The 18,431-nt window shown below is 60.1% G+C and carries 17 protein-coding genes and 1 tRNA gene; 8 read left to right on the top strand and 10 right to left on the bottom strand.

Annotated features, from left to right (window positions below; all coding sequences use genetic code 11):
• Positions 1-46: 46 nt before the first annotated feature.
• From RBB16_RS06320 to RBB16_RS06300, 5 genes are all read right to left on the bottom strand, one after another.
• On the bottom strand, positions 47-1,855 hold the full coding sequence (locus tag RBB16_RS06320) for an ABC transporter transmembrane domain-containing protein (protein WP_306045352.1): 1,809 nt from the start codon (positions 1,853-1,855) through the stop codon (positions 47-49).
• Between the two features lie 162 nt (positions 1,856-2,017).
• The gene (locus tag RBB16_RS06315) at positions 2,018-2,824 is read right to left on the bottom strand and encodes a metal ABC transporter permease (protein ID WP_306045351.1); all 807 of its coding nucleotides are present in this window, start codon (positions 2,822-2,824) and stop codon (positions 2,018-2,020) included.
• Positions 2,821-3,108 (bottom strand): hypothetical protein, encoded by a 288-nt coding sequence (locus RBB16_RS06310; RefSeq protein WP_306045350.1) that lies wholly within the window; start codon positions 3,106-3,108, stop codon positions 2,821-2,823. The genes RBB16_RS06315 and RBB16_RS06310 overlap by 4 nt, the downstream gene beginning before the upstream one ends.
• Positions 3,105-3,848 carry a metal ABC transporter ATP-binding protein gene (locus RBB16_RS06305; protein ID WP_306045349.1) on the bottom strand — a complete coding sequence of 248 codons (744 nt, stop codon included), beginning with the start codon at positions 3,846-3,848 and terminating at the stop codon, positions 3,105-3,107. The genes RBB16_RS06310 and RBB16_RS06305 overlap by 4 nt, the downstream gene beginning before the upstream one ends.
• Positions 3,845-4,327 (bottom strand): Fur family transcriptional regulator, encoded by a 483-nt coding sequence (locus tag RBB16_RS06300; protein WP_306045348.1) that lies wholly within the window; start codon positions 4,325-4,327, stop codon positions 3,845-3,847. The genes RBB16_RS06305 and RBB16_RS06300 overlap by 4 nt, the downstream gene beginning before the upstream one ends.
• Positions 4,328-4,420: 93 nt before the next feature.
• On the opposite strand from RBB16_RS06300, the gene RBB16_RS06295 reads away from it, so the two are divergent.
• Positions 4,421-5,434: a zinc ABC transporter substrate-binding protein gene (locus tag RBB16_RS06295; RefSeq protein ID WP_306045347.1), complete on the top strand. Its 1,014-nt coding sequence runs from the start codon at positions 4,421-4,423 to the stop codon at positions 5,432-5,434.
• A 94-nt stretch (positions 5,435-5,528) separates the two neighbouring features.
• Here RBB16_RS06295 and RBB16_RS06290 read toward each other — a convergent pair.
• Positions 5,529-5,602, bottom strand: a tRNA-Gly gene (locus tag RBB16_RS06290).
• Positions 5,603-5,674: 72 nt separating this feature from the next.
• Here RBB16_RS06290 and RBB16_RS06285 point away from each other — a divergent pair.
• Positions 5,675-6,370, top strand: coding sequence for an SDR family NAD(P)-dependent oxidoreductase (locus tag RBB16_RS06285; RefSeq protein WP_306045346.1), 696 nt, complete (start codon positions 5,675-5,677; stop codon positions 6,368-6,370).
• A 473-nt stretch (positions 6,371-6,843) separates the two neighbouring features.
• Here the strand turns inward: RBB16_RS06285 and RBB16_RS06280 are convergent, their stop codons facing one another.
• From RBB16_RS06280 to RBB16_RS06265, 4 genes are all read right to left on the bottom strand, one after another.
• Positions 6,844-7,737, bottom strand: a complete 894-nt coding sequence (locus RBB16_RS06280; RefSeq protein ID WP_306045345.1) for a 3-methyl-2-oxobutanoate hydroxymethyltransferase — start codon at positions 7,735-7,737, stop codon at positions 6,844-6,846.
• A gap of 196 nt (positions 7,738-7,933) precedes the next feature.
• Positions 7,934-8,251, bottom strand: a complete 318-nt coding sequence (locus RBB16_RS06275; protein WP_306045344.1) for a non-heme iron oxygenase ferredoxin subunit — start codon at positions 8,249-8,251, stop codon at positions 7,934-7,936.
• 96 nt (positions 8,252-8,347) lie between these two features.
• On the bottom strand, positions 8,348-9,574 hold the full coding sequence (locus tag RBB16_RS06270; RefSeq protein ID WP_306045343.1) for an NAD(P)/FAD-dependent oxidoreductase: 1,227 nt from the start codon (positions 9,572-9,574) through the stop codon (positions 8,348-8,350).
• 37 nt (positions 9,575-9,611) lie between these two features.
• Complete coding sequence (locus RBB16_RS06265; protein WP_306045342.1) at positions 9,612-10,574, bottom strand: fatty acid desaturase; 963 nt, start codon at positions 10,572-10,574, stop codon at positions 9,612-9,614.
• A 301-nt stretch (positions 10,575-10,875) separates the two neighbouring features.
• Here RBB16_RS06265 and RBB16_RS06260 point away from each other — a divergent pair, with 301 nt between their 5' ends.
• From RBB16_RS06260 to RBB16_RS06235, 6 genes are all read left to right on the top strand, one after another.
• A complete protein-coding gene (locus RBB16_RS06260) occupies positions 10,876-12,162 on the top strand; it encodes a sugar ABC transporter substrate-binding protein (protein WP_306045341.1) in 1,287 nt (428 codons plus the stop codon).
• A 78-nt stretch (positions 12,163-12,240) separates the two neighbouring features.
• Complete coding sequence (locus RBB16_RS06255) at positions 12,241-13,230, top strand: ABC transporter permease (RefSeq protein ID WP_306045340.1); 990 nt, start codon at positions 12,241-12,243, stop codon at positions 13,228-13,230.
• A gap of 77 nt (positions 13,231-13,307) precedes the next feature.
• Positions 13,308-14,255, top strand: coding sequence for an ABC transporter permease (locus tag RBB16_RS06250; RefSeq protein WP_306045339.1), 948 nt, complete (start codon positions 13,308-13,310; stop codon positions 14,253-14,255).
• 30 nt (positions 14,256-14,285) lie between these two features.
• Positions 14,286-15,836: an FGGY-family carbohydrate kinase gene (locus RBB16_RS06245; protein WP_306045338.1), complete on the top strand. Its 1,551-nt coding sequence runs from the start codon at positions 14,286-14,288 to the stop codon at positions 15,834-15,836.
• Positions 15,837-17,324 carry a sugar ABC transporter ATP-binding protein gene (locus RBB16_RS06240; RefSeq protein WP_306045337.1) on the top strand — a complete coding sequence of 496 codons (1,488 nt, stop codon included), beginning with the start codon at positions 15,837-15,839 and terminating at the stop codon, positions 17,322-17,324.
• A gap of 175 nt (positions 17,325-17,499) precedes the next feature.
• Positions 17,500-18,393, top strand: a complete 894-nt coding sequence (locus tag RBB16_RS06235; protein ID WP_306045336.1) for a LysR substrate-binding domain-containing protein — start codon at positions 17,500-17,502, stop codon at positions 18,391-18,393.
• Positions 18,394-18,431 lie beyond the last annotated feature (38 nt).

The raw sequence follows: 18,431 nt of genomic DNA, 5'->3' as shown, positions 1-18,431 counted from the left end.
TGCAGGGTCCGGTTTCAGGGGGTTTTCCAGGGTGGCAGTTGCCGCATTATTCGGCAGCCAGCCCTTCGGTGAACTGGAGCCGCGCCAGCCGGGCATAAAGACCATCGCCGGCCACAAGTTCCTCATGGGTGCCTTCAGCGACGATGCGGCCTTCCTCGAAGACCACGATCCGGTCGGCCTTCTTCACGGTCGCCAGCCGGTGCGCCACGATCAGCGTCGTTCGGTCGGCCGACAGCTCCGCCACGGCCTGCTGCACCGCCCGTTCACTTTCCGCGTCGAGCGCGCTCGTGGCCTCATCGAGCAGCAGAACCGGCGCGTCGCGCAGGATCGCGCGGGCAATGGCGATGCGCTGCTTCTGCCCGCCCGACAGCATGATGCCGCGTTCGCCCACATAGGTGTCATACCCGTCGGGCAGGGCCATCAGGAAATCATGCGCAGCAGCGGCCTGCGCGGCGGCCTCAACCTCTGCATCCGTGGCATCGGGGCGCCCGAAGCGGATGTTTTCACGGGCAGAGGCCGCGAAGATCACCGGGTCCTGCGGCACCAAAGCCATGGCGTCGCGGAAGGTGGCGCGCTTCATCTCTTTCAGGTCCAGCCCGTCAAAGGTGACGCGGCCCGAGATCGGGTCATAGAAGCGCAACAGAAGCTGGAAAATCGTGGACTTGCCCGCGCCGGAGGGGCCGACAAGGGCCACGGTTTCACCGGGCTTGATGGTCAGGTTGATCCCATCAAGCGCCTGCTGATCGGGGCGCGTCGGGTAGTGGAACTGCACGTTTTCAAATCGGATCGCGCCCCGTCCGCCCTGGGGCAGTTCGCGTCCCTGCTCGGGATCGGCCACGCTGTCGCTGCCGGTCAGAAGCTCTACCAGCCGTTCGGTTGCACCGGCGGCGCGCTGCAGCTCGCCCCAGATTTCCGAGAGCGCGCCGACGGCCCCCGCGGTCATGATCGCGTAGATCAGGAACTGGATCAGCTCGCCGATGGACATGCCGCCACCACGCACGTCGCGCGCGCCGATCCAAAGCACGCCCACGACGCCCGAGAAGATCAGCAGGATAACGATGACCGTCATCACGGCGCGGGTGCGGATGCGGGTCTTGGCGGCGTCGAAGCTGGCCTCCGTCACACGGTCGAATTCGCCCGCCGTGGGGCGTTCATTGGTAAAGGCCTGTACGGTCTGGACGGACAGCAACGCCTCGCTGGCCTTGCCGGAGCTTTCTGCGATCCAGTCCTGGTTCTTGCGGGACAGCACCCGCAGGCGGCGACCCAACACCACGATTGGCACGATCACGACGGGCACGATCAGCAGCACAAGCCCGGTCAGCTTGGGCGAGGAATAGAGCATCATGCCAAGCCCGCCGAGGAAGATCAGCGCATTTCTCAGCGCGATGGAAATGGACGAGCCGATGACGGACAGGATCAGCGTGGTATCAGTGGTGATGCGGGACAGCACCTCGCCGGTCATGATCCGCTCGAAAAAAGCGGGGCTCATGGAGATCATGCGGTCGAACACGGCCTTGCGGATATCGGCGATCACACGCTCGCCAAGCCGGGTGACAAGGTAGTAGCGCAGGCCAGTGCCGATGGCGAGCAGGCCAGCAAGGCCAAGCGCTGCAAGGAAATACTTGTCCAGCAGCGTCACGGCATCGGTCTCGAACCCATCGACCACGCGGCGCACCGCCAGCGGGATGGTCAGCGACACGGTGGCCGTCAGGACCAATGCGGTCAGGGCGCCTGCCATCAGCCAGCGATAGGGCAGCATGAACGGCAAAAGCGCACGCAGAGACCCGATGCGGCGCGATTTCTCACGTTCCTGTGCGCTGTTCATCGGCTGTGGCTGGCTGGAGCTGTCGGCCATTGTCGTGTCCGGTCCTGTTTCGCTTGAAACGGGATAGAACGCCACCGCCCCCGGCACAAGGCCCCGAGGTGATGCAAATCGGCGCGGCGCGGAGGCCCTGACCGCTCATGCAAGGGCGGCCGTGGGCACGGCCCCCGAAGGCCGCTCGGCCGGTCGAACGGATCAGGGACGCGCTCTGCCGAACAGGGCCTGGGCGATGCTGGACAGAGTGAACAGGATGGCCGCGAGGCACACGATGGAGGGGCCGGTCGGCGTGTCCCATTCAAGCGAGGCTTGCAGGCCGCCAATGACGGCGAGCGCACCGATCGCGATCGCGGCCAGTGCCATGCGCTCGGGCGTTGTGGCGAAGGGACGCGCGGTGGCCGCCGGCACGATCAGCATCGCCGCAATCAGCAACACGCCCACCACTTTGATCGCCACCGCGACGACAAGCGCCAGCGCCAGGGTCAGGACCAGCTGTTCCCGCCTCGGGTCGATCCCGGCGGCAAAGGCCAGATCGGGGTTCAAGGTCGCTGTCAACAGCGCCGACCACCGCCACCACAGCAACACCAGCACCAATGTCGCGCCGCCCCAGATCACCGCAAGATCGGGGACGCCCACGGCAAGGATATCCCCAAAGAGATAGGCCATCAGGTCAACGCGCACGCCTTGCAGGAAGGATACCGCCACAAGGCCGAAGGCCAGCGCGGAATGGGCCAGTACGCCCAGAAGCGTGTCCATCGCATAGCCCCTGTTCGACAGGCTGGACACCGTGAAGGCCATGAGCAGCGAAACCACCAGAACCCCGCCAAAAACGGATGTATCAAAGGCCAGCGCCAGCGCCACGCCCAGAATGGCCGCATGGGCCGTGGCATCCCCGAAATAGGCCATGCGACGCCAGACCACGAAACAGCCAAGCGGTGCGGCGGCCAGAACAAGGCCAAGCCCCGCCAGAGTCGCGCGGACAAGGAAATCGTCAAGCAAGGTCATCGCAGCGCCCCCCGGCTTTGCGCAAGCGCGGCAAACCGATCCGCGTACCGCGCGATCCGATCCCGGTTCCAGTCGTTGGGTGTCATCCCCATCCGGGTGTGGACACAGGCTTCGAGATACTCGCGAAACTTGTAGCTGTCCGCACCTTCTCGGATCAGGGTCTCTGTGTGAGCCAGATAGTGATCGTACTCATCCTGGATCCCGCTTCCGGCAACGCCGATCGGATCAAATTCGTTCCAGATCGCGCGGACCGCATCGCGTAGAGGGGTTTGGCCCCGGGTCATTCTGCGGCCTCATGTGCGTGGTCAGGGTCATGATCATGGCTGTGATGATGTTCATGCCGGTAGAGCGCCAGCGCGCCGCCGGTGCCGGTGCCGAACAGCGCCCGGTATTCCGGGGCGGAGGCGACATGCTCTGGTTCGCCCTGACAGCAGACATGACCGTTGAGACAGACCACCCGATCCGAGGCCGCCATGACCACATGCAATTCGTGGCTGACCATCAGAACCGCGCAGCCCAGATGGTCGCGCACCTCGGCGATCTTCTGATAAAATGCCGCCGATCCGGGTTGATCCAGCCCTTGCGTCGCCTCATCGAGGATCAGCAATTCGGGTTTCGACAAAAGCGCGCGGGCCAGAAGCACCCGTTGGAACTGACCACCTGAAAGCCCCGACATCTGCCGTCCCGACAAGGCCCCTGCCCCGGCTTCGTCCAGCGCATCGCGAGCGGCTTCGTCATGCACCCGCTGCGGCAGGTCGAGAAAGCGGCGCACCGTCATCGGCAATGTCGGGTCGATATGCAGCTTTTGCGGTACATACCCGATCCGCAGCCCCGGCTTGCAGGTGACCGCGCCTGCACCCGGCTCCACCGCGCCGATGATGGCCCGAAGCAGCGTCGATTTGCCGGACCCGTTCGGGCCGACGATGGTCACGATCTCGCCGGAGTCGATGGAGAAATCCACATGGTGCAGCACCGTCTGGCCGCCCAGTTGAACGTTCAGCCCGGACATTTCCACAAGGCTCATGCGGCATCTTTCTTCTGGCAGTTGGGGCACACACCTTCGGCCTCGGTCACGGTGCGTTCGATCTTGAACCCCGTCTCGGCGGCAACGCGCCCCAGATTGCCCTTCGCAGGTTCGGCCATGCCCTCGGCCACGGAATTGCAGATCCGGCAGATCAGGAAAACCGGCGCGTGGTTTTCACCGGGATGGGTGCAGGCGGTAAAGGCATTGAGACGCTCGATCTTGTGGGCAAAGCCATGGGCCGTGAGGAAATCCAGTGCGCGATAGGCCACCGGCGGTTGCGAGCCGAGCCCCTCTGCGCGGAGCCGATCCAGGATTTCATAGGCACCAAGTGCGCGATGCTCCTCCAGCAGAATCTCCAGCACCCGACGGCGCACCGGGGTCAGGTTCAGCCCCTGCTCCCTGCATTGCGCCTCGACCGCCTCCAGCCCGCCGGTGCGGCAGGCGGAATGGTCGTGGCTGTCGAATCCGATCGTGTCCATGGCTGGGTCCGTCTGCGGCGATTGGGGGGTTGATAGGTGATGTTATTACGTTTATCAAGCCACGTAATGTTATAAGATAACAATGGAGCTTCCATGCGATCCCTCGCCCTTATCCCGTCGCTTCTTTTGTCCAGTGCCGCGCTGGCGGAGATTCCCTCCGTCGCCACGGATATCACCCCGGTTCACGGGCTGGTCTCCATGGTGATGGGCGATCTCGGCACGCCCGCGCTGCTGGTCGAACCCGGTGCCTCGCCACATGGCTACGCGTTGCGCCCGTCGCAGGCGGCGGCCTTGCAGAATGCCGATGCGGTGTTCTGGATCGGCCATGACCTGACCCCATGGCTGGACGACCCGCTGGACAGCCTCGCCCGCCAGGCCGTGGTGGTCGAGCTGCTGGACGCCGCGGGCACCGTGGTGCATCAGTTCCGGGAAGACGCGGTATTCGCGCCCGACGAGCATGACGAGCATGACGAGCATGACGAGCATGACGAGCATGACGAGCATGATCGGGACGCGCAAGCCCTTGATGATCATGACGAACACGGCCATGACGACCATGAAGACGGGCATGAGGGGCACGCCCATGACGGTGCCGATCCACATGCATGGCTCGACCCGGAAAACGCGGTGGTCTGGCTGGCGGCAATCGCCGAAACGCTGTCCGGCCTGGACCCGGACAATGCCGACACCTACCGGACCAATGCAGCGGCGGCACAGGCGGAAATCACCGCTCTGAATACCGAAATCGCCACCCGGCTCGCCCCGGTCTCGACCCGCAGCTTCGTGGTGTTCCACGATGCATTCCAGTATTTCGAGCAGCGGTTCGACCTGTCCAGCGCCGGGGCGATTTCCATGAGCGATGCCAGCAGCCCCTCGGCCGCCCGCATCGCCGAAATCCGGGATGCGGTTGCCGAACAGGACGTGGTCTGTGTCTTTTCCGAACCGCAGTTCAACCCCGGCCTCGTTGCAACCGTTGCGGCCGGTACAGAGCTGACAACCGCCATCATTGATCCTCTCGGGTCGGACCTTCCCCTCGGCGCGGATTTCTACCCGGCCCTGATCCACAGCATCGCGGCTTCGGTCGAGGGATGCCTGTCAGCAGAGTAGTGCAAAGGCAACCGCGGGTTCCCGAGCAAACAGAGCAGGTTCCGTCCCATTCCCCGTGGGGCGGAACATCTTTTTATCCAACAGATCCGGAAACTGGAGCGGGCGACGGGAATCGAACCCGTATCATCAGCTTGGAAGGCTGAGGTCTTACCATTACACAACGCCCGCTCAGCGTGATACGGCTTATTGGAAGGGTCTTTCGGCGTCAAGTATGCGGCGGGCAATCGAGAGGGAAAAACCATGACCAAACCCCTGGCTGTGATCATCGGCGTGGGTGACGGGCTCTCGGCGGCCTTGGCGCGCAACCTGGCGACGGACTATACGCTATCGTTAGCGGCGCGCAGTCCCGGCAAGATGCAGGCGCTGGCCGAGGAAACGGGGGCGCAGACGACGCTTCTGGAGGCCACCGATGAAGCGGCCATTGCCGCCCTCTTCGCGGATCTGCCCTCGGCCCCTCGGGTGGTGATCTACAACCCCTCCGCCCGGGCAAGAGGCCCGATTGCGGAGTTATCGGCCGACGAGGTCCGCCATGCCGTCGAGGTGACCGCCATCGGGGCGTTCCTGACCGGCAAACACGCCGCGAAACGGATGCTGGAGGCCGAAGAGATCGACGGCAGGAAAGGGACGATCCTCTTCACCGGTGCCTCCGCCGGGGTCAAGGGCTTCCCCCAATCTGCCCCGTTCGCCATGGGCAAGTTCGCGCAGCGCGGCCTTGCTGAAAGCATGGCGCGGGAGCTGCACCCGAAGGGTATTCACGTGGCCTGGGTCAATATCGACGGCATGATCCTCAACCCCGGCCGGTCCGAGCCTGACGACAAACCCGGCTCCATGCTGAGGCCCGAGGCCATCGCCCGCACCTACCGCCACCTGATCGACCAGGACCGCAGCGCCTGGACAAACGAGGTTGCCGTGCGGCCTTGGGTCGAGCGGTTCTAGAGGAACCGGGGCTTCCCTGACGGTTTCGGTGACTGGCGGACTTGACCAGTTTCCATACACCGAAAAATCCGTTCAGAGCTGCCGACAACACCCAATCGAATAGTCAATGCAAACTCTTGCGCATCAAATTCGGCATCAGGCACACGCAGTGAATGGCCCATACCGGCCATCCAAAGTAGTCGTCAGCGATGCGTCCCAGCTTCACCACAGCGGTCGTGCGTCCGCTTTTCACAGTCTTCGTAGGGTGAAGGCGGCAGTGTGGACTTTGAGATCATTGGCGCAGCACGAAACTCGTGTTCAATCGCGCTGTCTCAACCACCATCGGGAGTCCTGCAGGTCTGAAATCGGACCCGTGCAGTTTGGGACGTTTCCTGAACCTGCCCAACGTGTTCAGGCGCATCGGCGCGGGCAACCGGGCCCCATATCATCATCCCATGGCCTACGCGCTGCTTTTTTGGGGCCGAACAGGTCTGCTACTTGTCGATTTCCGCAATGAAGTGTTCGAGAAGTTCATCATCAACGTTGACGACCAGATCGTCGCTTGGGAAAGCGCCGGAGTGCACGTCGGCGGCAAACTCGCGGAACGCACTGATCCGTTCGGTCTGCATCTGCTGTCTGAGCTCGTAGAATCTTCTGTAGAGCTTCACATGCCTAGGAAACGGTGGAGGCCCGTCTCCCAGGATGTCAGGCCCAAATAGATACTGGACATCGCCGCCGCTCCCGGACCCCAGAGAGATGGTGACGAGCGACGTACGCTTTGTGAGTTCGGCCATGACTTGCTGCGGGATCAGTTCGCTTTCGACCGCCCATGCGCCCGCATTTTCAAGATCGCGCATGTACCTGTAGATGCCGATCGCTTCGTCAACGGTCTTGCCAATTGCGCGAAGTCCACCGACCCAGGTGCTCTTTCTGGGAACCAGTCCCGCGTGCCCCTGAACAGGGATACCTGCCTCCGCGACGGCCTCGATGAAACGCATGGTCCAGCAACAGTAGATACCGTCGGCCCCAGCCTCCATTGCGTCGAAGGCGGCTCTCAACGCTTCGGCCTCTGTGACATATTTCGTCAGAGGCATGCAGAAGGTCGTCAATGTCCCTCCCGCAGCCGCGCGGATGGACTTGCTGCGTTCAGGTGCATCCTGTTGCCAGCGGATGTTGATCATGTCGATGCCGGCTGCCTCTGCAGCCTCGGCCTCTTCCTCGCTGTTGACCAGCACCTGAGTAAGGACCCGCTGTCCTTTCAGTTCGATCACGTCACGGATGGTGAGATTGCGCCGGATGTACCCGCCTGACATCGAGTAGAGCCGCTTTCCAGAGGGGCGTTGGATTTGGACCTCGTCCGCAGGAACTTCACTTGAGAGCTTCGACACGACCATCCCGATCCTTTTGATAACTGGTTGCCACCAAATCTGCTTCGTCGCCTATGGGGTGGTCCAATTCAAATTTTGAATGGCCTCAGCATTTCGATGCTGCACTGCGAGGGTGAGTGCGGCCAGAGAACGGCCTCCATGCGACCCGGCGGAACTGCTTCGTCATGAATGCGTGAAGGCGTCATTGAGCGATCTACTATACGGCAATGAATATCCCACCATCCTCAACCTTGACCGGATACGTATCCAAAGGTTGCTCCGCCGGTGCTTCCAGCGCCTTCCCGGAACGCAGGCAAAAGACACCCTGATGCAACGGGCATTCGATCTTCGTGCCGTCAACGTAGCCTTCCGAGAGGCGCGCAACTTCATGGGTACAGACATTGGACGTTGCGAAATACTCGTCTTCCACGAAGAATATCGCGATTTCCTTGTCACCATGTGTGTAGACGATGGCTTCCTCGGCCTCGATATCTCCGACCTCGGCGACCTTTATCCAGTTTGCGCTTTCAAGCATTTTGTCGGTTCTCCTCCAGATTGAATCCACTTGTTGGCAGCGGCCAATGTCGTTTTTGCGCGGAGCGATCGGACCGCAGACAAGCGGCGAAACGTGTCATAGAAATGCCTTTGCGAGTTTTGTCGATCGGTCGGACAGGCGTTCCAAGTCGATCGACTGCCCCTTTTCCAAGGCACGTCTGATTGGCGGCACGTGCTTGCCGTCATCAATACAAAGCGCTCCGACGAGCTGCCCGCCGATGTGGTAAAAATGGGTCGCCTGAAGTTCGCCGTTGCCGCGCAGGACATGAACATCAGCCTGCGCGCTCAACTCACCAAGCAATTGGAAGTTATGACCAAATTGATCCGTCCAGAACCACGGCACGTAGGTGATGGGGCGTGTCTCACCGGCGATATTCGCACCGACGATCGCGGCTTGCGTTTGCGCCATCTGCCAGGATTCGAACCGAACCGGTGCGTCGAGAAAGGGAACGCGATGCCGCGCCACCTCGCCAGCCGCCCAAATGTCGGGGAGGTCGGTTCTGCCGAACGCGTCCGTTAGGATGCCGCCATCGGTTGCGATACCGGCGTCTCGGGCCAATTCTTCATTCGGGACCGCGCCGATGCAAACCAGGATGACATCGCACGTATGGACCGCGCCCCCGGCTGTCATGACCGCCATGCTCGATCCATCGCCCTCGGAAACACCTGCAACCGTTGTATGTGTCAGGATGTTCACGCCACTGAGGCGATGCAGCCCGGAGAGCACCTGTCGCAATGCATCCGGTGCGCCGCGTCCCAGAATATGCGGACCTGCCTCCAGCACGGTGACGTCGCAGCCGATATGCGCGCGCGCGGTCGCCGCGACCTCGAGTCCGACAAACCCCGCACCGATGATCAGCAATCTGGTCTTTGGCCCGAGATGCGCGCGCAGACGCAACGCGTCCGAGGCCGTGCGGAGATAATGAACCCGATCTCCGAACAGACCCTCGAGCGGCAAGTGTCGTGGCCGCGATCCCGTTGCGATCAGGAGCTTCTCATAGGAAATGTGACGGCCCGACTTTGTGGTTGCCATCTTGCGATCAGGGGTAATTGCTTCAACCCGATCGTCAAGCAACACATCAAGCCGTTCGCTTTCCAGCGCTTCCGCCGATCTGATGACCAGGTTGGACACGTCCCGGTGGCCTGACAAAACCTCCTTGGACAGCGCAGGCCGCTCGTAGGGCAGCATGTTTTCCTCGCCGATCAACAGGATCGAGTCTTCTGGCCGAATACTCCTGATCTTCCGTGCAGCGACGATTCCGGCGTGGCCCGCGCCGACGATCAGATAGGTCGAATGTTGCATGATCTTCATCCGTCGGGTCTTCGCAAGCTACCGCGGCCTACGAGCGAGCCTCCGATCCGTTGCTTGCTGCCGCGTTCTTCGCCGTCAGCAACCGCTTGAGCACCTTGTAATGGACGTACAAAATGCCGGGCGCGACCTCGGCCAGGTGTTCCTTGACCTTTTCCTCATGAAGTCTGGGCAAGGCGTGGAACGGCACAGACGGGTAAAGATGGTGCTCGGCGTGATAGGGCATGTTCCAGTAGAAGAACCGGACAAACCAGTTGGTGTGCGTGGTCCGCGTGTTTTCAAGCATGTTGGGTGACTCGGCCATTCCCGTGTGCTCGATCATACGAACCGCGCGTAGTGCCGGTTCCCCCAGAATACGCGGCAGAACCCAGACATAGACAGCCAACCAGCTTTGAAACCAGACCGACAGGATCGCGATTACGATATAGGTCGCGACCATAAGCCGGGCCTCGTTCGCAACATTCCTGAGTTCATTGTCGGGAATGAATTCGCGCTCCTCTTCGCTGAAGCGGCCAAGCGAAAGAAAATACAGGTTGCCCAGCATTCGATGCCAGATGTTGTAGCTCGACACATGGAGGAAGTACTCGCGAAAGTTGCGTGGGAACGCCACTTGGTCGGGGTCGCCCTCAGGATGCTGGGTGAAGGTGTGATGCGCCATGTGGCGATATTTTGAATAGAGGAACGGCCGCATGATGATCATCGCGCCGATTCGGCCGATGATCGTGTTCAATCGACGTGTCTTGAAAGCGCTGCTGTGAATGCACTCGTGCATGCAGGCGTACAGAAAGGCGATCATTGCGCCCTGCACGAACATCACGGGAATCGTCCACCACGCGAAGGGCGTGAGCCAGAGGAACGTCCCGACCGCGACGATCGCACCGATGTGCACTGCAAAATGAATCAAACCGGTATGATTGTTGCGCACCATGTACTCTTTCAGCTCCTTCCTGGAGACGACGTCGGTTCCCACTGGCAGCCATTCCGAACGATCCATTCATCTTCCTCCCAAGTTCAGGGCCACGGCCAAGACCGTGTGCAGTTACGCCTCGAACGTGTTTCGTTGAGCTTCAGGTTTCAAATTCATCCTTTGAATGGGTCAATCAATGCCGCCTGCAATCTCTGCAATCGCAGCATTGATTTTTTGAATTTGTGAAGTTGCGAGACGGCTGCCTACCGTCAAGGGACCAGGAAACGATATCCCGCCGCGGGATACTCAGAAGTCATACGTTCACGCGCATCACGTCTGCCAGAACCACAAGTGCAGGCCGAGTGGAGCGCATAGGGAGGTAATACGAATGCTATCAACTAACAGAAGGCAGTTCCTAGGTGGAGCAGCTTCGCTTGCCGTGGTTGCACCCTGGGCCAAAGTTGGTCTTGCACAGGAAACCCAAGGGGTTCATTCGATCCTGAATGATCTCATACGGCAATACGCGGCAGCTGCGTCCAGTATGACGAATCCCAGCGTTCGAGACCTTTACGAGCAGGACGGATTTCAGGACTATCTGGAGGCCTACCCCGTTGGCGATCTGGTCGATGGCTTCGTTTGGGAGCCCGGTATGGGGGCGGAGTTCGAAGGGCCCTATAGCAACCTGCCCATCAAAGCGCCCTTCACGGACTATATCCCTCTGGACGAAGGTCCGGTTCTTGACCCCGACAGGACCTACCGCATCGGTTTCGTCTTCCACGGGTTCAACCACCCCTGGCTGATCAGCCTGGCCGATACCGTTGCCTGGGAAGCCGCGCGCCACCCGAATATCGAACTTGAGGTCATCGACGCAGAGTTCGATGACAGCCGCATGGGTCAGGTGATTGATACGTGGATCACGCGGCAGTTCGACGGCATCGTCTTGTGGCCGGCCCGAGAGGCCCCCATGGGCCCGCCGGTCGATCGCGCCATTGAGGCCGGTATTCCAGTCGTCAGTCTGGACCGGCGTACATCCTCGTCCGCCATCAGCTCCGAGGTGCTTGGCAACTTCTATGCCAACGGATTGCAGCAAGGGCTGTACCTCAAGCACGTGGTCAGCGAAGGGAACATGGTGCTGAATCGCAAGGACCTGGGCAGCACCGCTGACTCGATCCGGACCGGCGCCTTCCTGCAAGCGATCGGAAACACGGACGGGTTTGAGATCGTCGGAAACTATCACACGAACAGCCAACGTTCGCTCGCCTTCGATGCGACGGCCGATGCGCTCCAGGCCAACAGCCAGTTCGACATCAGCTTCAATACCGGCGGCGAAGAAGCGCTCGGAGCGCTTGGTGCCATCGAGGAAGCCGGGCGTCTGAACAGTGGCAGTTCCGGCAAGATCATCATTCTCGCCAACGACGACGCCAAAGAGATCATGGCCAACATCAGAAGCGGTGCCATCGACATGGTCGCGCCGTATACGCCCCTTATCGGTGACGTGGGACTGCGTGCCTTGATCCGGCATATCGGCGCAAATGAAGGACGGAACGAGGCGCCGCCAAGGCTGATCATCACGCCCAACCTGCCAATGGTCACAAGAACCAATATGACGATCGAAGGTGTACAAACGCTGACACCAGACGAATGGCTCTATGCCTATGGTCCAGCCGTCGAGTGATTGACATCCAGCCATCCGCCCTCCTTGCGCAGGGGGGCGGACAGACAGTAGTTTCACTTGACAATAAGGCGAGCAACGGTGGGTTTAGCAGAACAGAGCACGATCCAGCGGGTTGAAAACCGACCCAGACTCCCCGATCGTTTGGTCGTCGGCCCAGACGCCATTCGGGCCGCGGTCCTGATCGTTCTCCTGGCGGCAGGAGCGCTCCTGACACCGGGGTACCTGTCGCTAGAGAACTTCAGAATCCTCTTGATGTCCGTCGCAGCGGTGGGGATCGTCGCCTATGGCATGACACTTGTCGTCATTTCAGGCGAGATCGACCTGGCGGTTGCGGGGACTGCCGTTCTGTCGGCCATCGTGGGTGCAACCTTGCTTGACACCGGCTCGCCGGTTCTGGTGATCGGCGCCACCTTGGTGACCGGGCTCGCAATCGGGTTGGTCAATGGTGTCCTGACGGCTTTTGTCGGTATTCCTTCGTTGATCGTGACGCTTGCCATGCTCGGGATCTCGCGAGCGGTAGCAAACATCATTTCCAGAGGTCAGGCGTCGTATCCCGATAGCGTTGCAGCATACCTCTGGTTCGGAAACGGAAAGCTTCTCGGTCTTCCCACGCCGATCGCACTGCTGCTTTCGATCGGCGCACTGATGGTCGTTCTCACGCGCTTCACGACGTTCGGGCCGGCACTGTACGCCACAGGCGGTAACACCAAGGCCGCAGTGTTGTCAGGGATCCGCGCGCGTTCGGTCAAACTCTCGGTTTTCATGATCTGCGGCGTTCTGGCGGCGACCGGTGGAATGATCGAAAGTGCGCGCTTGTCCTATATCAACCCCGCGGCCTTTGCAGGGCTGGAGCTGGAGGCACTCGCAATCACCGTTCTTGGCGGCGCCGCTCTTGCCGGCGGATCAGGGTCGATCCTTGGCACCTTGCTTGCGGCGCTGATCATCGGAGTGGTGAACAATCTGCTCAATCAACTCGGCGTCAGCCTCTATACGCAAAGGGTCGTCACTGCGCTGGTCATTCTGGCGGTCGTCCTGCCGGGCTACAAACGGAGGCAGATCGCAAAATGAGTGCGTCAGCAGATCATCCAAGACCCCGACCGAGCCTGTTCGCGTCCTCGCTCAGGATTGCCCGCGACCCTCTGGTCTTGCTCATCCTGGCCATCCTTGTCCTCGGCAGTCTCACGTCAGAATACTACCTGACGATGCGAAACCTTGAAACGCTCCTGCGCTTCATGGCCGTTATCGGGCTTCTGTCGCTTGGGGTCACGATTGTCATGCTGACCGGGCGGATCGACCTGTCCGTGGCCGCGATCATGGTGTTCTCGGTGATTTCAGCCGTCGTCTTCACCAAGCTGCTCGGCGGCTGGATCGGCGAGAGATGGGTGGTACGCGGAAACAGTTTTGTCGGACCTGCCAGCGTGGTTTTTCTTGCGACCTTGGTTGTGGGATGCGTGCTTGGCTTGATGAACGGAATAGGAATCGCCCATTTCAAGGTTTCGTCTTTCATAATGACGCTTGTGACCCTTACTGCATTGCGCGGGGGGAACTACATCCTGACAGACGGTCACCCGTATTATCTGCAGTCGGACGCCTTCCGATGGGTCGGAAATGCGGACTTTCTCGGTATTCCGTTCAGCTTCCTGGTGTTCTGCTCGGTCCTGGCCTTTCTCGCATGGTTGATGGGACGCACCAATTTCGGACGCCATGTCTACGCAATTGGCGGGAACGAGAAAGCCGCGATCTATGCAGGCCTGAAGACGAACCGGATCGTGATTTTGACCTTCATGATCAGCGGTCTGTGTTCTGCGGTCGCCGGTATCCTGTTTACATCCCGGCTGGCATCGGTCGATGCTCCGCTTGCCTCGGGATATGAGCTTACGGCCATTGCGATCGCCGTCATTGGTGGAACTGCCTTGTCCGGTGGCGTCGGGTCGCCATGGCGGACCCTGCTTGCGGCGGTTGCATTTGCTGCCGGGCTGAACCTGCTTTCGATCTGGGGCGTCAGCACCTGGTATCAGAATCTGGCCATCGGTTTGACCTTGCTGATTGCGGTTGGTCTTTCCCCGGCCAGCCGGAAGAGACTTCAACTCTAACCTTACGCGGCTTGGGAGGAACGCACCGGCATGAGCAAACATCTCACCATTGGTGTCGACATTGGAACCACCAACGTAAAGGCCTGCGTGCTTGACACGCAAACGGGCAAAGTACTGGCTTTCGGATCGAAAGAGCACCCTCTGTTTCATCCGCATCCGGGTTGGGCCGAGCAGGAAGCGGACAATTACTGGGAGGCCGTGGTCTCCTCCATTCGGCAGTGTCTTGAGGGCGGCAATTTCGCGGACCACGTTCAATCCATCGCCTTGTCCGGGTTGGTCGGTGTCACGCTGCCTGTCGACGATCGCGGCAAGCCCCTGCGACCCGCGATGATCTGGATGGACTCGCGCTCGGAAGATGAATGCCAGGACATCCGCAATGCCGTTGGCGAAGACACGATCAATTCGATAAACGGAAACCGTCTGGCTCCCTGGTTCATTGACCCGAAGGCGCTATGGATCAAGAAGCATGAACCTTCTGTGTTCAATGCAACCCACAGGTTCCTGTCACCGGCGGGCTACTGCACGTTCAAGCTTTGCGGTGCCTTTACGATGAACACCGGTGATGCCGGGCTTTTCTATCCCTACGAGTATCAGAAAGCGGCGTGGAACGAGGAGCTTGCGACCGCGATCGGCATCCCGCCGGAAAAGCTGCCCCGGCTCTACGAGTCACACGAGGCGGTCGGTGAGGTTTCCAAGCAGGCGGCTGCGGAAACGGGCTTGCGTCCAGGCACAATCGTGGCTGCGGGAGGAACCGACATCAGTTCTGCCGCGCTCGGCGTTGGCGTGACGGAAGCGGGCCAGGCGTTTTACTCCATGGGGACGGGATCCAATATCGGGATCATGATCCCGACCGAGCAGACGGTCGACGAATATCGTATCCTGAAATGGCCGCATGTGCTGCCCGGACTGACAATGTTCGATGCACCCATGGCGTTCACCGGTGCGTCGCTCAAATGGTATCGCGATGCGTTCGGAGATGCCGAAGCACGCCTGGCCGAACGAATGGGCGCGAATGTGTTTGACCTCTACACGGAACAGGCACGCCAGGTTCCCCAGGGCTCGGACGGCCTGATGTACCTTCCGTATCTTGGCAATTCGCTGGCGCCGAACTGGAACAGCGAAGCCTCGGGCGTGTTCTTCGGGATGCTGCCCAACATGGGACGAGCACATTTCATTCGAGCGCTAATCGAAGGCGTGGCCTTTGACCTCTATTCCAACTTCCAGATCGCCACCGCGGCGGGTGCTCAGGTCGATGAACTTGTTCTGAACGGTGGACCGACCAAGAGCCGTTTTTGGAACCAGATCACGGCGAACGTGACCAACACGCCGCTCAAAGTGCCGGATATCGGCGAAGCAGCGCCGCTTGGAGATGCCATTCTGGCAGCGGTTGCAGGTGGCATCTATCCCGATCCGGTAACGCCCTTGAAGGATATCGTCTCGATCAAGGAGACGATTGACCCGGATCCCGTAATGCATGAGCGGTATGCCGAATGCTTCGAGGTTTGGCGAAATGTCTACGAAAGCCTTCGTCCGAGCATGACGGAACACCGAGCACTTCAGCAACGTCTGAGGAAGGGCTAGATGACCGCCCCGCTCTTGCAGGTTCAGGACGTCTCGCGGTCGTTTCCCGGCGTTAAGGCCTTGTCTGACGTCAGTTTTTCGGTCGAGGCAGGCGAGGTTCACGCGCTTGTGGGCGAAAACGGCGCGGGCAAATCCACGCTGCTGTCGATCATGAACGGTCTGTTGCAACCCGATGAGGGCCAAATTCTTGCAGAGGGTGAACCGCTTACTCTCGGAGGGCCAGCCGACGCGATCGCGCATCGGCTGGCAATGGTCCATCAGGAACTCGTTTTATGTCCGAACCTGACGGTGGCAGAAAACGTTTTTCTGGGTCGCGAGACAGCTGCCAATGGTGAAAGCCGATCAAACCAGGGAGTGGTGGCTCGGACACAAGCCCTGATTGATGAGATCAAGGTCGATCTCGACCCGAACGCGCTGGTCGGTGACCTCAGCTTGAACGAACGGCAGATCGTGGAGATCTGTCGCGCACTCTCCAGCCGACCCAAAGTGATCGTTTTCGACGAGCCGACGGCATCGCTTGACGATGAGCAAACCGAGCATCTTCTGGAAATAATACGAAAGCTTAGACAATCGGGGCTTGGCATAGTCTACGTTTCACACCGCCTGAGCGAGATCTTCGCCATTTCGGACCGGATCACCGTGCTGCGTGACGGAAAGGTTGTCGGCACGACGAGGGCCGAAGGCATCACCGAGCAAAAGCTCGTATCAATGATGGTCGGACGGGAATACGATCCGTCCTCGATGTCCTACCGCGAAAGAAACCTGGGCGAGGTGGCGCTCGAGGCTATCAACCTGACATCCAAGGGCCATTTCGCGGGCGTGTCATTTCGTGTCAGAAAAGGAGAGATCCTTGGGATCGCAGGGCTGCTCGGGTGCCAACGCGAAGCGGTCGTGCGGGCAATCTTCGGCGCCCTTCCGGTTCATGCCGGGTCGATCGAAATCCACGGAAAACCAGTCCGCATTGGCTCACCACGCCAGGCAATAGACCACGGGATCTCTTTCATGCCTGCCGATCGCAAGGATGAAGGGCTCGTGCTCGACATGTCAGTTGAGGACAACCTGTGCCTTACGGTTCTGGATAGTCTGAGCGCCGGTGGCCTCTTGCGATCCGGCAAGAGGCGCGATTTGACCCGGTCGCTAATCGCGCGGCTCGCGACGAAGGTCAGTTCTCGCAAACAACCTGTCCGGGGCCTTTCTGGGGGGAACCAGCAAAAGGTCGTCATCGGCAAGTGGCTGGCGAGAAAGGGCGATATCGTTATCGCCGAAGACCCGACACGAGGGGTGGATATCGGTGCGAAGGCTGAGATCTGGTCGGTGCTTCAGGAAATGGCAAGCGAGGGTAAAGCGATTATCCTTATCGCCAGTGAGCTTGAGGAGTTGTTGGGCGCCTGCGACCGCATCATCGCAATGAACCGGGGAAGGGTCACAAGCGAGTATCTTCGGAAAGACTTCGACGCCGAGGCGATTGCGCACAGCTTTGTCGCGTAGGGCCTGCTCGTGACATCGGTGTCATTTTGCCCGATAAGCGGCCGCGGTGGTGGCTCGATCAAGTTCCAATGAACGCATCTCCACACTGCCATATTGCGTGAATTCGGCGTACATGGATTATCGCTGGCGGATCCATCGACTGACGTCCACCATTGCTCGGTAGGAGCGCATCGCTATGTCCAACAACCTAAACAATCTAAGATTTGTCAATTTCAGCCAGCTCCGCTCGTTCTATGCGGTTGCCCGAGAGGGCAGCATCACCAAGGCGGCACTGCTGCTCAATATCGGGCAGCCAACCGTGACAACTCAGGTCAAGGGGCTAGAGGACACCTATAACGTTCAGCTATTCAATCGCTCTCCACGCCTGGTGTCCCTTACGCCGGAAGGTGAAATGCTGTACGAAATCGCCCGGCAGGTCTTCTCTCTGGAGGAGCGCGCAGTTGAGCTGCTGTCTTCGCACGAGGCAAAAGTTACCGGGAAGCTTCGCATTGGGACGGTAGGTCCACATTTCGTCATGGACATACTAGCCCGTATACATCGGGATTACCCGCTGATGCAGGTTTACATCGAAAGCGGAAACTCCGAACAGATCTACGGCAAGCTACTGGATTATGAGGTTGACGTTGCCGTTACCGGGTCGAAATCGACAGATCCCAGGATTGCGCAAATTCAGCTGGGAACGCATGAGATCGTGTTGATGGTCCATTCAGATCACCCCTGGGCGCACCGAGACAGTGTTTCCATCAATGAATGTGATGGCCAGCGCCTCGTCCTTCGCGAAAAGGGATCAATGACCCGTCAGGTTTTTGAACAGACGATGGACGCCGCCGGAGTGCGCGCCAATGTCGTCATGGAGGTCGCGCGAGACACCATGCATGAGGCCATCCGGTCGGGTTTTGGTATCGGGGTCGTCAGCCTCGATGAAAGAGGCTCCGATCCCGCGCTGCGATACATTTCCTTTTCCGACGTATCGCCCAGCACCGAGAGCTACGCGTCTTGCATGAAAGAGCGTGCGAACGTCCGCGGCGTCAAGCTCTTCATGGACATCATCGGCGAACTCACCCCTTAGCCCTCATGGAAAAGCGCCCCAATCGCATTTGCCGCGTT

Source organism: Nioella sp. MMSF_3534 (assembly GCF_030732985.1).
Classification (GTDB): Bacteria; Pseudomonadota; Alphaproteobacteria; order Rhodobacterales; family Rhodobacteraceae; genus Nioella.
Note: the sequence above shows the minus strand (reverse complement) of the source record. Positions and strands in the feature narration are given on the sequence as shown.